21 protein-coding genes are annotated in these 15,034 nt (G+C 62.9%); 6 read left to right on the top strand and 15 right to left on the bottom strand.

Translation table 11 applies throughout. The annotated features are described in order from the left end of the window. Position 1: 1 nt before the first annotated feature. Complete coding sequence (locus tag BM249_RS21740) at positions 2-1,015, bottom strand: glycosyltransferase (protein WP_177232414.1); 1,014 nt, start codon at positions 1,013-1,015, stop codon at positions 2-4. A 164-nt stretch (positions 1,016-1,179) separates the two neighbouring features. On the opposite strand from BM249_RS21740, the gene BM249_RS13630 reads away from it, so the two are divergent. Next, positions 1,180-1,590 (top strand): globin family protein, encoded by a 411-nt coding sequence (locus tag BM249_RS13630; protein ID WP_091972631.1) that lies wholly within the window; start codon positions 1,180-1,182, stop codon positions 1,588-1,590. Between the two features lie 31 nt (positions 1,591-1,621). Here the strand turns inward: BM249_RS13630 and BM249_RS13625 are convergent, their stop codons facing one another. Then, entirely contained in the window at positions 1,622-2,152 is a 531-nt protein-coding gene (locus BM249_RS13625) for a DUF2059 domain-containing protein (protein WP_244528749.1), read from the bottom strand. Between the two features lie 180 nt (positions 2,153-2,332). On the opposite strand from BM249_RS13625, the gene BM249_RS13620 reads away from it, so the two are divergent. The 3 genes from BM249_RS13620 to BM249_RS13610 all read left to right on the top strand — a co-directional run bounded on the left by BM249_RS13620 (position 2,333) and on the right by BM249_RS13610 (position 4,538). After that, on the top strand, positions 2,333-2,890 hold the full coding sequence (locus tag BM249_RS13620) for a metallophosphoesterase (RefSeq protein WP_091972624.1): 558 nt from the start codon (positions 2,333-2,335) through the stop codon (positions 2,888-2,890). Positions 2,891-2,971: 81 nt separating this feature from the next. Next, complete coding sequence (locus BM249_RS13615) at positions 2,972-3,193, top strand: hypothetical protein (RefSeq protein WP_091972623.1); 222 nt, start codon at positions 2,972-2,974, stop codon at positions 3,191-3,193. 274 nt (positions 3,194-3,467) lie between these two features. Next, positions 3,468-4,538, top strand: a complete 1,071-nt coding sequence (locus BM249_RS13610; protein ID WP_143103769.1) for an IS630 family transposase — start codon at positions 3,468-3,470, stop codon at positions 4,536-4,538. A gap of 176 nt (positions 4,539-4,714) precedes the next feature. On the opposite strand, the gene BM249_RS21355 is transcribed toward BM249_RS13610, so the two are convergent. The 4 genes from BM249_RS21355 to BM249_RS21350 are packed head-to-tail and all read right to left on the bottom strand — an operon-like array spanning position 4,715 to position 6,993. Continuing rightward, positions 4,715-5,305, bottom strand: a complete 591-nt coding sequence (locus BM249_RS21355; protein ID WP_143103768.1) for a hypothetical protein — start codon at positions 5,303-5,305, stop codon at positions 4,715-4,717. Next, positions 5,305-5,745: a beta-barrel domain-containing protein gene (locus BM249_RS13605; protein WP_143103767.1), complete on the bottom strand. Its 441-nt coding sequence runs from the start codon at positions 5,743-5,745 to the stop codon at positions 5,305-5,307. Before BM249_RS13605 ends, BM249_RS21355 begins: the two co-directional genes overlap by 1 nt. Beyond that, entirely contained in the window at positions 5,742-6,305 is a 564-nt protein-coding gene (locus BM249_RS13600) for a hypothetical protein (protein WP_091972620.1), read from the bottom strand. The genes BM249_RS13605 and BM249_RS13600 overlap by 4 nt, the downstream gene beginning before the upstream one ends. A gap of 22 nt (positions 6,306-6,327) precedes the next feature. Then, complete coding sequence (locus BM249_RS21350) at positions 6,328-6,993, bottom strand: hypothetical protein (RefSeq protein ID WP_143103766.1); 666 nt, start codon at positions 6,991-6,993, stop codon at positions 6,328-6,330. A gap of 111 nt (positions 6,994-7,104) precedes the next feature. Here BM249_RS21350 and BM249_RS13595 point away from each other — a divergent pair, with 111 nt between their 5' ends. Then, on the top strand, positions 7,105-7,764 hold the full coding sequence (locus BM249_RS13595) for a ParA family protein (protein WP_091972619.1): 660 nt from the start codon (positions 7,105-7,107) through the stop codon (positions 7,762-7,764). A gap of 155 nt (positions 7,765-7,919) precedes the next feature. Next, a complete protein-coding gene (locus BM249_RS21345; protein WP_143103765.1) occupies positions 7,920-8,114 on the top strand; it encodes a hypothetical protein in 195 nt (64 codons plus the stop codon). A gap of 230 nt (positions 8,115-8,344) precedes the next feature. Here BM249_RS21345 and BM249_RS21340 read toward each other — a convergent pair whose 3' ends face one another. From BM249_RS21340 to BM249_RS21735, 9 genes are all read right to left on the bottom strand, one after another. Continuing rightward, complete coding sequence (locus BM249_RS21340; RefSeq protein WP_143103764.1) at positions 8,345-8,929, bottom strand: hypothetical protein; 585 nt, start codon at positions 8,927-8,929, stop codon at positions 8,345-8,347. Next, positions 8,926-9,222 (bottom strand): putative HlyD family type I secretion protein, encoded by a 297-nt coding sequence (locus BM249_RS13585; protein WP_091972617.1) that lies wholly within the window; start codon positions 9,220-9,222, stop codon positions 8,926-8,928. The genes BM249_RS21340 and BM249_RS13585 overlap by 4 nt, the downstream gene beginning before the upstream one ends. 47 nt (positions 9,223-9,269) lie before the next feature. After that, the gene (locus BM249_RS13580; protein ID WP_091972616.1) at positions 9,270-9,683 is read right to left on the bottom strand and encodes a hypothetical protein; all 414 of its coding nucleotides are present in this window, start codon (positions 9,681-9,683) and stop codon (positions 9,270-9,272) included. A gap of 61 nt (positions 9,684-9,744) precedes the next feature. After that, positions 9,745-10,230 carry a hypothetical protein gene (locus tag BM249_RS13575; protein ID WP_091972615.1) on the bottom strand — a complete coding sequence of 162 codons (486 nt, stop codon included), beginning with the start codon at positions 10,228-10,230 and terminating at the stop codon, positions 9,745-9,747. Positions 10,231-10,286: 56 nt separating this feature from the next. Continuing rightward, positions 10,287-10,946: a lysozyme gene (locus tag BM249_RS13570; RefSeq protein WP_091972613.1), complete on the bottom strand. Its 660-nt coding sequence runs from the start codon at positions 10,944-10,946 to the stop codon at positions 10,287-10,289. A 99-nt stretch (positions 10,947-11,045) separates the two neighbouring features. After that, complete coding sequence (locus BM249_RS21335) at positions 11,046-12,833, bottom strand: hypothetical protein (RefSeq protein ID WP_143103763.1); 1,788 nt, start codon at positions 12,831-12,833, stop codon at positions 11,046-11,048. 93 nt (positions 12,834-12,926) lie between these two features. After that, positions 12,927-13,424: a glycoside hydrolase family protein gene (locus tag BM249_RS22000; RefSeq protein ID WP_244528748.1), complete on the bottom strand. Its 498-nt coding sequence runs from the start codon at positions 13,422-13,424 to the stop codon at positions 12,927-12,929. 59 nt (positions 13,425-13,483) lie between these two features. Further along, the gene (locus BM249_RS13555) at positions 13,484-14,620 is read right to left on the bottom strand and encodes a hypothetical protein (protein ID WP_143103762.1); all 1,137 of its coding nucleotides are present in this window, start codon (positions 14,618-14,620) and stop codon (positions 13,484-13,486) included. A 50-nt stretch (positions 14,621-14,670) separates the two neighbouring features. Further along, positions 14,671-15,034 (bottom strand): hypothetical protein (locus BM249_RS21735; protein ID WP_177232413.1); only part of this gene is annotated, 364 nt, incomplete at its 5' end.

The following is a 15,034-nucleotide window of genomic DNA, read 5'->3' as shown; positions in this document are numbered from 1 at the left end:
GTCAGGCGTCGTCGAGGAAGAACCGCTCGTGGTTCTGTCGCTCACTCCAGTGCCCGTTCGGCTTGCGATACGTGTAGTACGCCGACACCTCGAGCCCGGAGGCCTGATTGTCCGCCATGGAATGGACCGTCACCGTGCGGGCGAAATCGGGCTTGATCCGCGGGCGCGGCAGCACCTGATCGAAAAAGGTCTGGACGAGCACATAGGTGCCCGTGAGCCCGAACAGGCTGTAGGGTACGTGATCGGGCGTCGCGTCCTCCCTCCGCTTGTGTTCGAGGACGTTGGCGATCATCCGGTCGATGACCAGGTCGAGTTCCGGGGCGCCGCGTTGCGCTGCCAGCACGCCGTTCATGAGGTCGAAATCGGTTTCAATAGGCATCAGCCAACTCCTGCCGAACAGGATGAGATGGTGCTCCACCAGCGGATCGAGGGTTTTTAGAAGATTCACGCGCGCGGTGGGACCGACATGGGCGTCGACGTAGAGACCGCCATGGGCGCGCAGGAGAAAGAAGCGGGCGATGTCCGATTTGGCCGCGGGCAGGCGGATGGAGCGGTACACCGGCACGAACGCTTCAGGCAGCAGGGGAATCACGTCCGCATCCGAGAACACCCGTACGCGCGGATAGAGAGCCCGCCAGGCGGCCGCCGCAGGCGGCTCGGCGATCTCCGCATGAGTCCAGTAGAGGAGAATGTCGAGGGTCTCGGCCCGCAGGCGCGCCGGCGCCCGCTGCCAGCCCGTTCGGCCCTCCGCCAGTCCGTATTCGAGGAAATGCGCCAGGGGGTTGAAACCGCTGGCAGCGACGTCGGGATTGGCGGCGAGATAACCGCTGGTGCTGAAACCGGCGCTTGGGTCGCGCCCCTCTGTCCACCCGTGCCGCAGGTAGTGCTCCAGCGGCGTGCCTGTGAAGTGCAAGATATCGGGATACTGCTCGCAGTAGAAGGCCGCGTCGAAGCCCGGCATGCGGGTCGGGACCGAGACGGGGCGGAGCTTTCGCAGCGGGTGAGGAGTCTTCATGCGCGACGTTCTACCGGGCTGCTCACGAAACATAAATCGCCCCGTCAGAGTGGAAATTCGCTATCGTCGGCGGGGGGGCGGGGAGTCGCAGCGTTACTTCGAAGGCGCGGCGTGAGGGTTCCCCGCGACGCTTTCGTGAATGCCCACAGCCAACCGAGGTTTCGATGACGCCCGAACAGATCACCCTGGTTCAGGACAGCTTCGCCAAGGTCCGACCCATCGCCGACACCGCCGCCGACCTCTTCTACGGACGCCTGTTCGAGATCGCTCCGGCGGTCCGGCCGATGTTCCCGGAGGACATGCGCGAGCAGAAGAAGAAGCTCATGGCCATGCTGAGCCTCGCGGTGACCAATCTCGATAAGCCCGACATCGTCGTCCCGGCCCTGCAGAAGCTCGGCCGCCAGCACGCGGCCTTCGGCACTGAGGCCGCCCATTACGAGCCCGTGGGCGAGGCCCTGCTCTGGACCCTGGAGCAGGGCCTCGGCCCGGATTTCACACCCTCGGTGCACGAGGCCTGGGTCGAGACCTACGGCCTCGTGGCCGGGGTGATGAAGGCGGCCGCCGCCGAGGTCTGACGAGGCGCCGCGACCCGGCCGGGGACGCCGCTCATTTCGGCTTGGACCCCGAGGCGCCCCCGCTCGCCTTGATCGCCTCCATCATCTTCGCCTGCATCTCCGGCATCAGGCCCTGGACCCAGCGCGTCGTGCTGGTCATCTGTGCCTGGGCGAGTTGCGGCTGGGCGGCGGCGAGGCGGCGCCCGGCCGGCGTGGCGTAGAAGGTGCCGAGCGCCTGGAGATCCTCCTTCGAGAGCACGCTGGCGAAGCTGGCCGCCGTCACGTCGAGGTACTCGTCCCAGTGCGCCTTGAGGAGCGGCAGCACCACCTCCTTGATGATCGCCTGACTGCGCTCCGGGTCACGCATACCCAGGCTCTGCACCATGCCGGCCATGGGGGCGGCCATGCCGTTCAGGGTGATGTCCCGGTCGCCCTGCATCTGCTGCACCACCATGCGGGCGATCTTCAGGGTCGCCGGGTCGGCGGTGGCCGGAGCGGTCTGCGCGACGGCGCCCGGCGCGACGGACAGGCTCAAGGATAGGCCGGCGACGAGGGCAAGCAGGGAAAGACGGGGATTCGGCAAGGGCAGTCTCCTGTTCTGCGCGCGATGCCGTACCAACTGTGCCGCGAAAAGCCCACCGGCTTTCCCGCCCCGCCACCCCGTCGGGACCGGAATCCCCGGACCGGTCGCGTCCAACTCCCCGCCTTGCGCGACCGGACACCCGCTTGCCGCCGGGGACGACCGCGCCATTTCACGGAGCGCATGGCAACCTTCTTCACCGCCGACACGCATTTCGGGGACGCCCCGCTCGTGCAGAGGCGGCGCACCGGTTTCGGTTCCGTCGCTACGCACGACGCCGCCCTGATCGATCGCTGGAACGCCTGCGTCGGCCCCGACGACCTCGTGTGGCACCTCGGCGATTTCGCCGCCGGAGCGAGCCGCGCGCATTGCGCCGCCGTGTTCGCGCGCCTCAACGGCGTCAAGCGGCTGGTGCGCGGCAACCACGACACCAACCGCGTCCTCGACCTGCCCTGGGACGCGCCCCCCGTGGAGAATGCCCGCATCACCGTGGAGGACGCGGACGGCCGGCCATGGCGCCTGTTCCTGTCGCATTACCCGCACCGGTCCTGGCCGGGGTTCTGGCGCGAGACCCGCCACCTCTACGGCCACACCCATGCCTGCCTGCCCGACACCAGCCGGGCCTGCGATGTCGGCGCCGACGCCTGGGACTATCGCCCCGTCGACCTCGCCCGTCTGCTGGCGCGCCAAGCGGCGGCCGAAGGCGCTCCGGAGGAAATGGCCCTGCGGGGCTTGCGCTGAACCCACAGAGCTTACAGCGCGCGGAACGAAACCCATGCGGCCCGACTACCTTGTCGGACGTCGTGCGAGGGAGAGGGCCGGATGCTGGCGAAACTGTTGGGTGCGGTCGTGGGCGCCGCCAAGGGTCCGGGGGAACGCCAACCCGCCGTCCTCCCGCCCGAAGCCCTGAGCTTCACCCCGATGGTGCCGCTGCATCCGCCGCCCGCGCAGAACGACGACGGGATGCGGCGCCTCTACGGCGCGGTGGAGGAGGCGTTGAGGGAAGCCGGGCATCTGGCCCGCGACACCGGCCTGAAGGCTTGACGGTTCGGCGGCGAGATCAGAAGGAAAATGGTGCCCAGAGACGGGATCGAACCGCCGACACTGCGATTTTCAGGAGCGTGGTAATCCCCGGAAATTCAACAACTTAACCTCATCATGAGACGTCTAACCACTTACTGAGAACACTTAGCTTTTTCAACATTCTGACTAACTGTTTTTCTCGAACGGAAAGCCCTCGCGTCTGTGGCACCAGCGGCCTAGTGCAGTGACGCGGACGGAGGATTCACGCAGTGGGCGAGACGTGCGAGTCTGGGCCATGGCTCAGACGGTATGCGTGCTCCTCGATGCAACTGACGCGGCACGGCTCACTGCGATTGCCAGCGATCGCTCTCGTCCGCTCAAGCACATCCAGCGCGCCCGCATCGTCCTGTTCTCAGCCGAGCGCCTGAGCGTCCAGGACGTCGCCCGGCGGGCGGGCGTCAGCCGCCCGGCCGTGTGGCGCTGGCAGCGGCGCTACGCCGAGGCGGGTGTCGAAGGTCTGCTGCGCGACAAGACGCGTCCGCCCGGTACGCCGCCCCATTCGACCGAGCCGGTGGCCGAGCTCCTGGCGCTGACCTGCTCGGAGCCGCCGGGCGAGGTCACTCACTGGACCGGCCGTGCCGTGGCCCGCGCGGTCGGGATCTCGTTGCGCGCCGTGCAGCGGATCTGGGACGCTCATCGCTTCCAACCGCATCGACTGCGCACGTTCAAGCGATCGCGCGACCCCGCCTTCTCCGCCAAGGTCGAGGATGTCGTCGGCCTCTACATGGATCCACCCGCCCACGCGGTGGTGCTGTCCATCGACGAGAAAAGCCAGATCCAGGCCCTGGAGCGGACCCGCCCCGACCGTCCGCTCGCCCCGAGCCATCCCGCCACCCAGACCCACGACGATACCCGTCACGGTACCACGACGCTGTTTGCCGCCCTCGACGTCCTGGCCGGCACCGTGCTCGGCCGCTGCATGCAGCGCCACCGGAACGGCGAGTTCATCCGGTTCCTCAACGCCATCGAGGCCGCCGTCCCGCCCGGCAAGGCGATCCACGCCATCCTCGACAACGTCGCGACCCACAAACATCCGAAGGTACGCGCCTGGCTGGCTCGCCACCCGCGCTGGACGTTCCACTTCACCCCGACCTCGGCCTCGTGGCTCAACGCCGTAGAGGGCTTCTTCTCGGCGCTGACCCGTCGTAGGCTGCGGCGAGGCTCCTTCACCGGCGTCGTCGATCTGCAGGCGGCGATCAAACGCTACATCGCCGAGCACAACCGGCACGCCAGACTCTTCGTCTGGACCAAACCCGCAACCGATATCCTCGCCGCCGTCAGCCGATCCCCTGAACCATCTGTCTGAGTCAGTGCACTAGACCCCGTCGAAAGAGCCAAAACAAATGATTTATCAATAAAAATATTACTATTTGAATATCTATAAGAATTTCTGCCTTCCGTTGATGACAGGACCTTAAAAACGTCATCAATCAACTTTGAAGAGGCGCCCGCCATTTTTTATTCTCCCTATGTTTATGCGGATCAATGGTTTTGCTGGAAATATTCCAGCATCTGCTGGTTGTTGAATGTTTGTGCCGTAAGCAGTTCTAGTGAACATTTTCCCTTCAATCTTCCTATATCGGATCCAGAATCGAAGGATAACTCTGGCCAGTTGCAGATGATTTCTTTATTTAGATTCCATAAGATTTGAGATCTGCGCATTTGTACTGCCATTTCACTGCTTAATCTCACGATATTTCTGCTTTGTTCTTCGGAAAACTGCGAAAGAGCATCAATTGTTTGTTGGGCGCAGATGCCCTCAGAGACGTTTGACTTATCACTCCTCTGATAGCACTTGATTTTATAAGTAAAAACACAGGTCAAAGATTCATTTAAATGATTCTTCTGTCGAAAGCAATTGTCAATATTGTGGTATTTCTCGGCGGCCGGTCCGGTCATTTCTTTACTTTGAGCTGAATTCGGAAGTGAAAATAATGCTCCCGATTGGATAAGGGCAAATAAAATAGCAGCCCAAGTTGTACGTTGTCGTCGAGAATTGGAATAAATTTCTATACCTATAACTCTTCGGCAACATCTCTGGAATTCGATTTGATTGGAAAAAATTGGCACCATCACCGTTCCCTGCCCGCTTCCTGCACCGTCTTCACCACCGGCGACAGCAGGTACTTGATCACCCGCCGCTCGCCCGTCCTGATCTCAGCCGACACTCGCATCCCGGGTCGGATTGCCTCTCGGCGTCCCTCGCCCCCGATCCAGTCCTGCTCCAATGTCACTTTGGCCGGATAGGCTAGGTCGGTTGCCATGCTCGACGCCAACGACGGCGCCGTCGATCCCGATACCACCCCATTGGAGCCCCCAGTCGCGGCGTCGCGGCCGAGCTTTCGCACCCGTCCCTTAACCAGACCGTACTGGGTGGACGGGAACGCCTCGAGCTTCACCTCCACGGCCTGATCCTCTGCAACGAAGCCGATATCGCCGTTGAGCATCTGCGCGTCGATCTCAATTCCCGAGCCGTCCGGCACCACCCTCATCAGCACGTCCGCCGTCGTCACCACCCACCCGGCGTTTGGATCTTGATGCCCTGAATGGTACCCGCCACCGGCGCGCGAAGCCGCCGGTAGCTCTCCTTTTGGCGCGCCTTGGTGATGTCCTGGTCGAGCGCGGCGATTTTCTGCAGTGCCTTCGTCCGCCTGTCGGTGGCGTCGGCCAGAAATCCCGCCCGCACCTCCGCGGTCTTGGCGGCGAGGGAGCGCATTTCCGCCTCGATCTGGCGTTGCTGCCCCTGGGCTGCCGCCACATCGGCCCGTTTCTCTACGATCTGCTGCTCTACCTCCAACACAGGGGGACGGGCGCCGTACTGCTTGTCGAACAGCCCCTCGAGGACCGTGTGGCGTTCCTCGAGGATAGGCAGGAGCTGCCGGCCGCGCGCGATCTGCGCGGCGTTGGCCTCCAGGCTCGCAACCTTCTGCGCCCGATCCGCCTCCAGTCCGGCGATCACGGCGAGGTGCCGCTCGATCTCCCGGTCGGCCTGGGCATGATTCTGCTCGGCCAGGACCGGATCGATCCCGGCCGGCACCCGGAACGTTTCATGCGGATCGCGGGGCATGAGCATGCGCGCGACATGAGCAAGTGTATTATTGAGCGCCAGTCAGGGAGTGGGTGATTATTTTATCTTTATTTCCAAGTGGTCCGTATAAAAAGCACGGTTCAATATTCACTGGTTTATTTTTAACAGAGTCGTCGCTGAACATAAAATCAATCACGCAAGGATCTTCATCGGAAAGTTGAGCACTAGAATCAGAAGCAGTTAATTTGTTTCCGTCCCAAATAGCTATGGCATCAAATAAATACGAAACATGATATCCATACGAAATGATGCGAACCCTAACCCCTGCATCTGTAATTGGCCCGATAACAGTCCCGTTGAATCCGTCATCGGTCGTACATTTCTTCTTCTTGGTACTTTTGCAGGTCCAATCTCCATAGATTCCTATTTTATCTTCTGGAAACGGGGCATTATTTTTAGCGTCCGTGCGCGTCGTATGTGGAGTGACGATTTTTAAATTATCAGAAATATTGATTGATTTTATAGGTTCGTTGTTGTTGTTTGATCTATTTTTATCGTCGCCAAGCGCACCGAAAGAAAATAACACTACGAACATAGAGTAAATAAACTTATTTCTGGAATTGAGATTGTAATTATCGGACCTTCGAGTATCGGTCAACGTTCTCTCCCCGCTTCCTGCACCACCGGCGATAGCAAATACTCGATCACCTAACGACGCACCAGCCGCGAACAAGCGCCATGGGCAAGTTCCCCTTTGCCCATCTGCCTTCTTGAGTTTACGGCCTTTTGACCACTTGGGCAGATGGTATCTTGCCCAGGAGTACCATTCCCATCGGAGGCGAGCGTGGCCGTCATCAGCGTGTGCAACACCAAGGGAGGCGTCGGGAAGACGACGCTGGTCATCTGCCTCGCCGACGCCTTCGCCCGGCGGGGTGGGCGCGTCGCCGTCGTCGATGCCGATCCCAACGGCCATGTCGCGACGTGGCGCGAGCGGGCCGGTGAGGCTTGCGGTGTCGACGTCATCACCGGCATCACCGAAAAGTCGACCCTCGACCGGGTCGCCGAGGCTGCCAGCCAGTACGGCCTCGTCCTCGTCGACCTGGAAGGCGCGGCCTCGCAGATGGTCACCTACGCGATCGCCGAGTCCGACCTCGTGCTGATCCCGTCGAAGATCTCCGGCATGGACCTCCAGGAGGTGTTCCGGACCTACGAGGTGGTCCAGCGCGCCGAGCGGATGCTGCGCCGTGCGATCCCCGCCCGGATCCTGCTGACGCAAATGCCCTCTCTCCGGAGCAACGTGAGCCAGCACGCCCGGCAAGAAATCCGCGGTGCCGATCTCCCGGTCCTGCGCACCGAGATCCTGCAACGGGCGGCTTACGCCTCGATGCACTTCACTGGGCTGACACCGGCCCATCCCGACGGCGATCCCAAGGCCCTGGCCGAGATCACCGGCGTCCTCGACGAGGTCCTGGAGATCCTCGCCGCCCAGGTGCAGGCCGCCTGATGAGCAAGCCTCCGTTCCAGCCGGCGCCGCGCCCCCGGCCCCGCACGAGCCCGGAAGAGGCCGACCGCCTGGCGAATGCCGCGGGCGACCTCGGGTTCACGCGAGTCTCCACGCCACCGGATCGCGACGAAGCGACCGACGGCCCAAGAGGGCAAATGCCCAAAGGGGCGGTTGCCTCGGCGGAGGTGTCGCTCAAGGTGATGGTCCCGAGGGCGCTTGCCATCACGCTCCGGCAGGAAGCCGCCGTGAAAGGCGTCACGGTGCGATACCTGATCCTCGCCGCCCTGGCGGCCCAGGGCTACGACATCGACATGTCCCAGATCCCGGAGGATGGCCGGCGGGTCCGATGACCCGGCATGGGAAAGCGCGAACAGAAGCTCTAAAATTAAAAAAGGGCGCCTTCCGGACGGAGCCGGAGGGCGCCCTAGGCAAGGGAGCGGCGGGGAGGCGGCCCCGATCAGAGCTGACGCAGCTTGTCGATGTGCGATAGCGAGGGCCCCCGTTCGGAATCAGTAGGAATTTTTATTACTTCTCCGCTCACGAAGCAATCAACCTCAGAGGACATGTTTTGGGAATTATTTTATTCAGCCCCAATCAAAGAATGCTTGATCAATTTATCTTTGTTCCCGAGCCAGCCATATATAAAACACCGCTCAACATCTCGGGGTTTGTTTTCAACATAATTATTACCAAATGTAAAATCAATGGTACATGGAGGATTTTCTGGAAATTCAGAGGCTGAAGCAGTTAACCTGCTCCCATTCCATTCGGCTATAGAGTCAAATACGTATGAAACGTGATAGCCGTATGTGATGATACGAACCCTAATCCCTTCAGCCGTAACTGGTCCGATTACAGTGCCGTTGAAGCCATCGTCAGTCGTGCATCGTTTGGTTTTGGTGCCTTTACAGTCCCATATTCCATAAATCCCTAATTTTTCTTCTGGGAATACGCTATTATTTATATCCTTCGAGCCCGTAATACGAGATGCAACAATCTCAAGATTATTGGAATTGTCCGTCTCTTCCCTAATTTTATGACTGCTTCGTGGGTCGTTTCTCTCGCCGGCGTTAACGCAAAAAGGCCACAATACGACCAACAGGGAGCATGCAATCATAATTATGGACTCGAAAATAAAAGCGTCAGATCTGCGAATAACTTTCACCGTTCTCTCCCCGCTTCCTGCACCGCCTGCAGCACCGTCGACGGCAGGTACTCGATCACCCGCCGCTTACCGGTCCGGATCTCCGCCGATACCGGTACCGCCCCATTGGAGCCCCCAGTTGCAGCGTTGCGGCCAAGCCTGCGCACCCGTCCCTTCACTAGATCGTACAGGGTGAACGGCACCACCTGGAGCTTTATCTCCACGGCCTGCACCTCCGCCACGAACCCGATATCGCCGTTAATCACCTGCGCGCCGATCTCGATGCCCGAGCCGTCCGGTTCCGCCTCAGCCATCGCCCTCGCTGCCGTCTTCGCTTTTTAATGCTGATCGAGTTCTGACCCTACGGCTGACGCAGCTTGTCGATGCGCGCACGCAGATCCACGTCGTCCCGGTCGAGTTCGGCGAGTTCATCGCTGATCTCGGCCGCGCGCCGCTCCAGGGCCACCCGGCGCACGGCATCCGCCTTCGTGGCCAGCGCCGTGTTGGCCCCGAATTCGTAGCGCAGGCGCGCCCGCTGCTGCACGATGGACTTGCGCTGCAGCTCGAGCGTAGTGGCCGACAGGACGTCGATCTTCTTACCCATGACCACGTCCGACTCGTTGATGCGGTCGACGACGGCGCCGACCTTGGCCTCGACGAATTCCTGCGAGGCCGGGATCGGCAGGCCGGCGGTGGCGTAGGCGGAGAACAGCACGCCCCCGACGCCGAGGGCAGCCGCTGCGGTTTTAGCGTATTCGATGGCGGCGGTGATCATGGCTGGCCCTCGGGCTCGGGGAGGAGCGCCCACGCGATGGTCTCGCACGGGCGGCGGCGGCCTACGGCGCGAGGGCGGCCTGGGCCGGCGCCAGGGTGTTGGCGGCGTTGGCGCCGTCCTCGAGCTTCAGGCTCCGGAAGATGAGTTCCGCCACGCCGGCCGGGCCGCCCGCCGCCGCCAGCACCCGGGCGGGCACCACGTCGACGGCGCGCTGCACCCCCTTGGCGATGACGGCCGAGCCGACCGGGATGGTGAGGGTCTGGCCCTTGGCCGCGCCCTCGACGGCGTTGAGGGCGTAGTCGGTCACGGCCTTCGTCATCTGTTCGAGGCGAGCCTGCGTCAGCACCAGGCGCGCCCACGGGGCGACCTGATACACGGCCCGGCTCACGAGGCCGACGAGGAGGGGCAGCAGCAAAGCCGTGAGGATCTGCCCGACGGCGGCGACGCCATCGCCCCACGGGACCACGATGGCGGTGGCCTCGGCCGCGAAGGCATGACTGGAGAAGACGCCGGCGAGGGCCAGCGCCGCGAGGAACGTGCGGGTCATGGGGGGCTTTCAGATGTGGGGTGCGCGGCGGACCCGGCCGGGCTCGGGAACTCGGATCAGGCCGCGCGGATCGTCGGCAGGCCCGCATCGTCGGCCGGCACGGTCGCGCCGGCGCCATAGGTGTCGTCGATCCAGCGGAACAGCCGCGCCAGGAGGTTCGGCCGGGCGGTGACGGCGGGCGCCACGGGGGCGATGACGGGTGTGGGCACCTCCGGGTGCAGCACGGCGATGACGGGGGCGGCGACCACGATGGGCCTCTGCGCCGTCGTCGCGCGCGGCAGGGCCACGGCGTAGGCCGTCACGATCTGTTCGGCCTCGGCTTGGCGCCGGGTGACGATGGCGGCGGGCTTGCGCCACATCAGGATCGCGTCGCGGGCGCCGGCTAGGTCGCCGGCATTGACGCGCTTCAGGAAGGTGGAGCCGAGGAATCCCGCGATGCCGATGTTGTAGCAGACGCTCACCAGGGCATCGAACACGTGCTGCGGCACCGGCACCTTCAGGCCCCGGTTCACCGCCGCGACGTAGCGGGCGACGGTGACGGCGAACAGCCGGTCGCACTCGGCCGACGTGATGGTCATGCCGGGCGTGACCGTGCGGCCCGCCACGGTGGTGACGCCGATGCCGATGGTCCAGACGCCCACCGAATCGCGGTAGGCTTTGAGCCGTCGCCCCTCGCGGGCGATGAGCACGGCTTCGCCGATGGATGAGAGGTCCATGGTCGTCTCCGGAGTATCAGGGGGATGGTGTCGGGCTCGGGCCGGGCGGCGCGGCGAGGACGGCAAGGGCCGTGAGGATGCGGGGCAGGGTCGCCGGGCTCACGGTCCCGTCCGGCCGATCTCCCACCAGTAGTCGCCGCGCCACTCCAGGGTGATGCGAGACCGGCCGTCGGCCGTCGTCAGCGGCTTGGCGAGGTAGATCGCACCCGTGCCTTTGCCGCTTTGTAAGTCGTTGATCGTCGTCCCCCCTTGCGCCAGCAGCAGCGTGACACGGCGGCCGATATAGGTCGGCGTGATGAGGTTGATGGTGCCGGCCGTGTTGATGGTGAAGGTCTCACCCTTGTCCGGCGGGGACAGGGTCACGGCGGCATCGAGGTTGGGGGCGCCGGCATCGAGGTTCGTGATGTCCTTGACCACTTTGTTGCTGTTCACGCTCCCCACGAGGCCGGTGAGCGGCTGGCCGGTGATGGCCGTGTAATCCAGGGCTCGGATGACGTGGCCAGCCGTGTCGGGGCTGTTATCGAAGATCGCCCGCTGGAACTGACTGACTTTGTTGCGGCTGTACCGACCTTTTCGGGCGGTTGCTCCAATAACAATCCCGGTTTCGGCACTAGAATCGTAGCCGACCAGTTCCATGTCCTCCACAGTGTTGACTGTTCCTTCATCGAGGATGCCGTAACCGGCTCCGGATATACCGATTTGGATCTGCCGCACAAAGTTTCCTTGGCTATCCGGATCAAGACGAATCGCGGGAAAGGTCGTTCCCTTCCCCGTGCTCCAAGATGAAGGGCCTGCAATATGAGAGGCCGCTGTCGCGTCCATCCGCACAATCCCCGACGGGTCTTTGCCACTTTCAATGTTCGGATTAAACACAAGGTTCAGCGTATTGTTGGTACGATTGGCGATAGTGCCCTTAAAATAAATCGCATAACCCTTATGGCTTGCGACTTTAGGGCCAAGGAACCAGATCGCCTGAAAATTGTCCGCAAATTCAAAAACACCTTCGTTAGCAGGATTAGTCGATACGCTATTAGACCCGACGACATACCAAAGGTCATACACGTGGTCGATCGTAAGCCCGTCCAAGGAACCGGCCGTTCCGCTTCCGCCGGGCTCTGCGTAGACAGCACGCTCGCGCACACTGTCTACATCAACATCACGGCTTATCATCGATGATGCGTTTTTCAATTCGAGAACACGCCAGATTTTATTCTCGCAAAACGCGCGGATATGGCTGAAACCCCACTTATAAACGTTCTGAAGCCTCAGAATTGCACCACTAGATGAAACCTTTTCCTTTGTGAATAAACACTCTTCAAGATAGAAATTATACGACATCGAAGAGGTGTTGCCGACCAGGAAAAAGTAATCATTATCCCCAAGAAGACGTATTTCTGTCGTCTTACGGCCAGCACATGCAATACTCATGTTTGCGTTCGGCAGCGTTGCCGTGTGCTTGAATGTGTATTGCGTGCCGGCGGGAAGAAACAGTTCAGTGACACCAGCCGCAGCAGCTCGCTCGATCGCCAGGGCGTAGTCTCCGTCGTCGCTCGGCTGAACATAATCGAGGATCGACTTCTGATCTCCGAGGTTCGAGGCCAAAGAGCGAACATTGCCGCTCGGCAGGAGAACCCCCAAGTCCGACCCGTCGCCCTGCTCGACCGCCTTGCGGCCGGAGGGCAGCGCATTGAGCAGCGAGCCGTAGCCGAGCGTCCCGTCGGGGTTCTTGAAGATCAGGCGCTTGTCGGCGCGGTTGATGGCGATCTCGGCGTCGCCGAGGGCGGGCGGCGCGAGTCCCGGAACGGTCGAGGATTGGAGATCGAACGCGGCCGACGGCGCGGCGGAGGCGATCAGCAGGACCGCGAATGCGAGGAGACGGTTCGGCATGGGGAGCGTCCGTTCAAAAGGTGCCGGGGTCGAAGGCATCGGTAATGTCGCCGCCCCGGTTCATCCAGAGGGAGGCGCGGTTCTTCGTGGTGTTCAACGAGAGGGTGTTTGCCCACCGGCAGCTGTAGCGCGCAAAATCGAATGGAACGGCGCGCAGGATCGAATGTCATCACCTGGGCGGCCTACCGCGAGCCCTTGAAGGGGGCTTGAACCTTCCACGACAGGCTGGCGGCTCGCTACCAAGTCGCGAGCGCCGAGCGCTTCCACGTGTTCGCCGCAACGCAGACGTAGATGTAGTCGCTGTCCCACGAGTGAGCGCCTGCCGCGCAGGCAGCCGTCGCCGAGGCGGGCGTCCGACTCGTGGCGATGTTCGTGTCGCTGCCGCTGGCCCTCATACCGCTGCCGACACCGCTGGGCGCCGAGAACAGCGTCACGCCATTGGCGTCCGGCCCGGTCGGGCGCGACCGTGCGGCCCGCCACGGTGGTGACGCCGATGCCGATGGTCCAGACGCCCACCGAATCGCTGTAGGCTTTGAGCCGTCGCCCCTCGCGGGCGATGAGCACGGCTGCGCCGATGGATGAGAGGTCCATGGTGGTCTCCGGACTGTCAGGGGTGTCTCAGGCGCGGGCCGGGCGGCGCGGCGAGCGGGCTACGGCGGCGCGATGGTCGTCAGCGTTCCGGAGGAGCCCCGATACTTCAGCGCGCCACCCTCGACGCACAGGACACCGCCGCCGGTCGGCGCCGCCGTGGCGCATGTGCCGTTCGGCATGAGGATCGACTTGGTGGCACCCTGGCGGTCCGTGAACCCGGCAACGCCGAGGTTTTGGTTGGCATCGAGCGAGATGACCTCGCCCACGCCGCCGGCTATCACGCGGAAGCGGTCTCCAGCGTCCACGCTCTGAAGTTGGAACTCCCGGTTGGCATTGGGCAGGCTTACGACGCCCTGGACCGGCATCGTGAGCCGGTCAGACCGAAGCGTGGGTCCGTTCGGAATATCCAGACGGGTGAACGAGGCGGTCCCCGCTTTGTCGATGCGGGCGAGATAGGTGGTGCCGTCTACGGACAACCATCGAAGCGCATCGCCCGCACCGCCTGCAAAGCCCTGGACAAGGGCTTGTTCAATGCGGATGTTTTGAGCAGCAAGAAATCCGTAATTCAATGGCGCGTAGCCGAACCCGCCATAGTTGTTGGTCCCGAGGTAGTAACCGTAATCGACGGGCTTTGCGGCGCTCGTCGTGTCGATGTTCATCTGGAACCCGGCAGTCAATCCGGCGCCGGGCCGTGTGGTGACGCCTCCCTTGTAGGCAAGGGCGTTGCCGCCGGTATTGTCGGTCCCGATGGTGACGCGCGAATACGAGCCCGCCACGGTGCCGGGGCCGTTATTCGTGATGTTGCCGATGTGGAAGTAGGCGTTCGAGCCCGGAACGCCCGGTGCGTCGGCGCGTCCGCCGTTGACGATCAGGTCGTAATCCAGCCACGAGACCTTTGAGCCGCCGGTCTGCTGGATCGTCTGGCGCCATCCCATGTAATCGAACTGCTTGTTCGCCGGCATCGTGAACGTGGTCGGCGTGTCGACGCTTCCGCCGCTGTCGAAGATGATGCCGCGACCGAGCACGCCGGCCGCCTCGGAAAACAGGGGAGCTTTGAGGGTCTGGATCGTCAGGGCGTCAGGAGTGCCGATGTACTTGCCGCCCTGGTATCGCCCGATCTTGAGATCGTCGGACAGGCGCACGTCGCCGTTGTCCTTGATGCGCGGGGCCGGCAGCACGCGATCGAGGGCGAGCACGGGACCGGCCTGGAGGAGCGCCAGGGCCGTTGCGAGGATGCGAAGCGTCTTCATCGGGCGATGATCCACACGTTGGCGGCGCCTCGGCGGAAGCCAAGGCCCTGATAGGCGTCGGTGATCTGGATGGCGACTTGGCCAGCGATGGTGTCGTTCGTGCCGGCACCGGTCGTGACGGTGATGGGGCGATCCACGGAGCACTGGCCCGACTCGTCCGCGATGAACAGCACTTGACCGATGGGATAGAGATCCACATCGGGCAGCGTGACCGTGCGCGCGGCAGTCAGGACCGCAAAGCCGATTTGCACGTCGGTGACGAGGGCTTGGTAATCGGCATCGGGCGCCGGAGTATGGCCGATGGCCGCTTTCCCCCCCAGGGCGACGGTGAGGCCGGGCACGTCCTGATAGCGCGCCACC

Origin of the sequence: Methylobacterium gossipiicola (genome assembly GCF_900113485.1) — a bacterium.
GTDB lineage: Bacteria > Pseudomonadota > Alphaproteobacteria > Rhizobiales > Beijerinckiaceae > Methylobacterium > Methylobacterium gossipiicola.
This window is presented reverse-complemented; position numbering and strand designations above follow the sequence as displayed.

Bases quoted from the DNA above. Each gene is read 5' to 3' on its own strand.
- BM249_RS21740 (WP_177232414.1), bottom strand. From the start codon at position 1,015: ATGAAGACTCCTCACCCGCTGCGAAAGCTCCGCCCCGTCTCGGTCCCG.
- BM249_RS13630 (WP_091972631.1), top strand. From the start codon at position 1,180: ATGACGCCCGAACAGATCACCCTGGTTCAGGACAGCTTCGCCAAGGTC.
- BM249_RS13620 (WP_091972624.1), top strand. From the start codon at position 2,333: ATGGCAACCTTCTTCACCGCCGACACGCATTTCGGGGACGCCCCGCTC.
- BM249_RS13615 (WP_091972623.1), top strand. From the start codon at position 2,972: ATGCTGGCGAAACTGTTGGGTGCGGTCGTGGGCGCCGCCAAGGGTCCG.
- BM249_RS13610 (WP_143103769.1), top strand. From the start codon at position 3,468: ATGGCTCAGACGGTATGCGTGCTCCTCGATGCAACTGACGCGGCACGG.
- BM249_RS21355 (WP_143103768.1), bottom strand. From the start codon at position 5,305: ATGGTGCCAATTTTTTCCAATCAAATCGAATTCCAGAGATGTTGCCGA.
- BM249_RS13600 (WP_091972620.1), bottom strand. From the start codon at position 6,305: ATGCTCATGCCCCGCGATCCGCATGAAACGTTCCGGGTGCCGGCCGGG.
- BM249_RS21345 (WP_143103765.1), top strand. From the start codon at position 7,920: ATGCCCAAAGGGGCGGTTGCCTCGGCGGAGGTGTCGCTCAAGGTGATG.
- BM249_RS13585 (WP_091972617.1), bottom strand. From the start codon at position 9,222: ATGGCTGAGGCGGAACCGGACGGCTCGGGCATCGAGATCGGCGCGCAG.
- BM249_RS13580 (WP_091972616.1), bottom strand. From the start codon at position 9,683: ATGATCACCGCCGCCATCGAATACGCTAAAACCGCAGCGGCTGCCCTC.
- BM249_RS13575 (WP_091972615.1), bottom strand. From the start codon at position 10,230: ATGACCCGCACGTTCCTCGCGGCGCTGGCCCTCGCCGGCGTCTTCTCC.
- BM249_RS13570 (WP_091972613.1), bottom strand. From the start codon at position 10,946: ATGGACCTCTCATCCATCGGCGAAGCCGTGCTCATCGCCCGCGAGGGG.
- BM249_RS21335 (WP_143103763.1), bottom strand. From the start codon at position 12,833: ATGCCGAACCGTCTCCTCGCATTCGCGGTCCTGCTGATCGCCTCCGCC.
- BM249_RS22000 (WP_244528748.1), bottom strand. From the start codon at position 13,424: ATGGACCTCTCATCCATCGGCGCAGCCGTGCTCATCGCCCGCGAGGGG.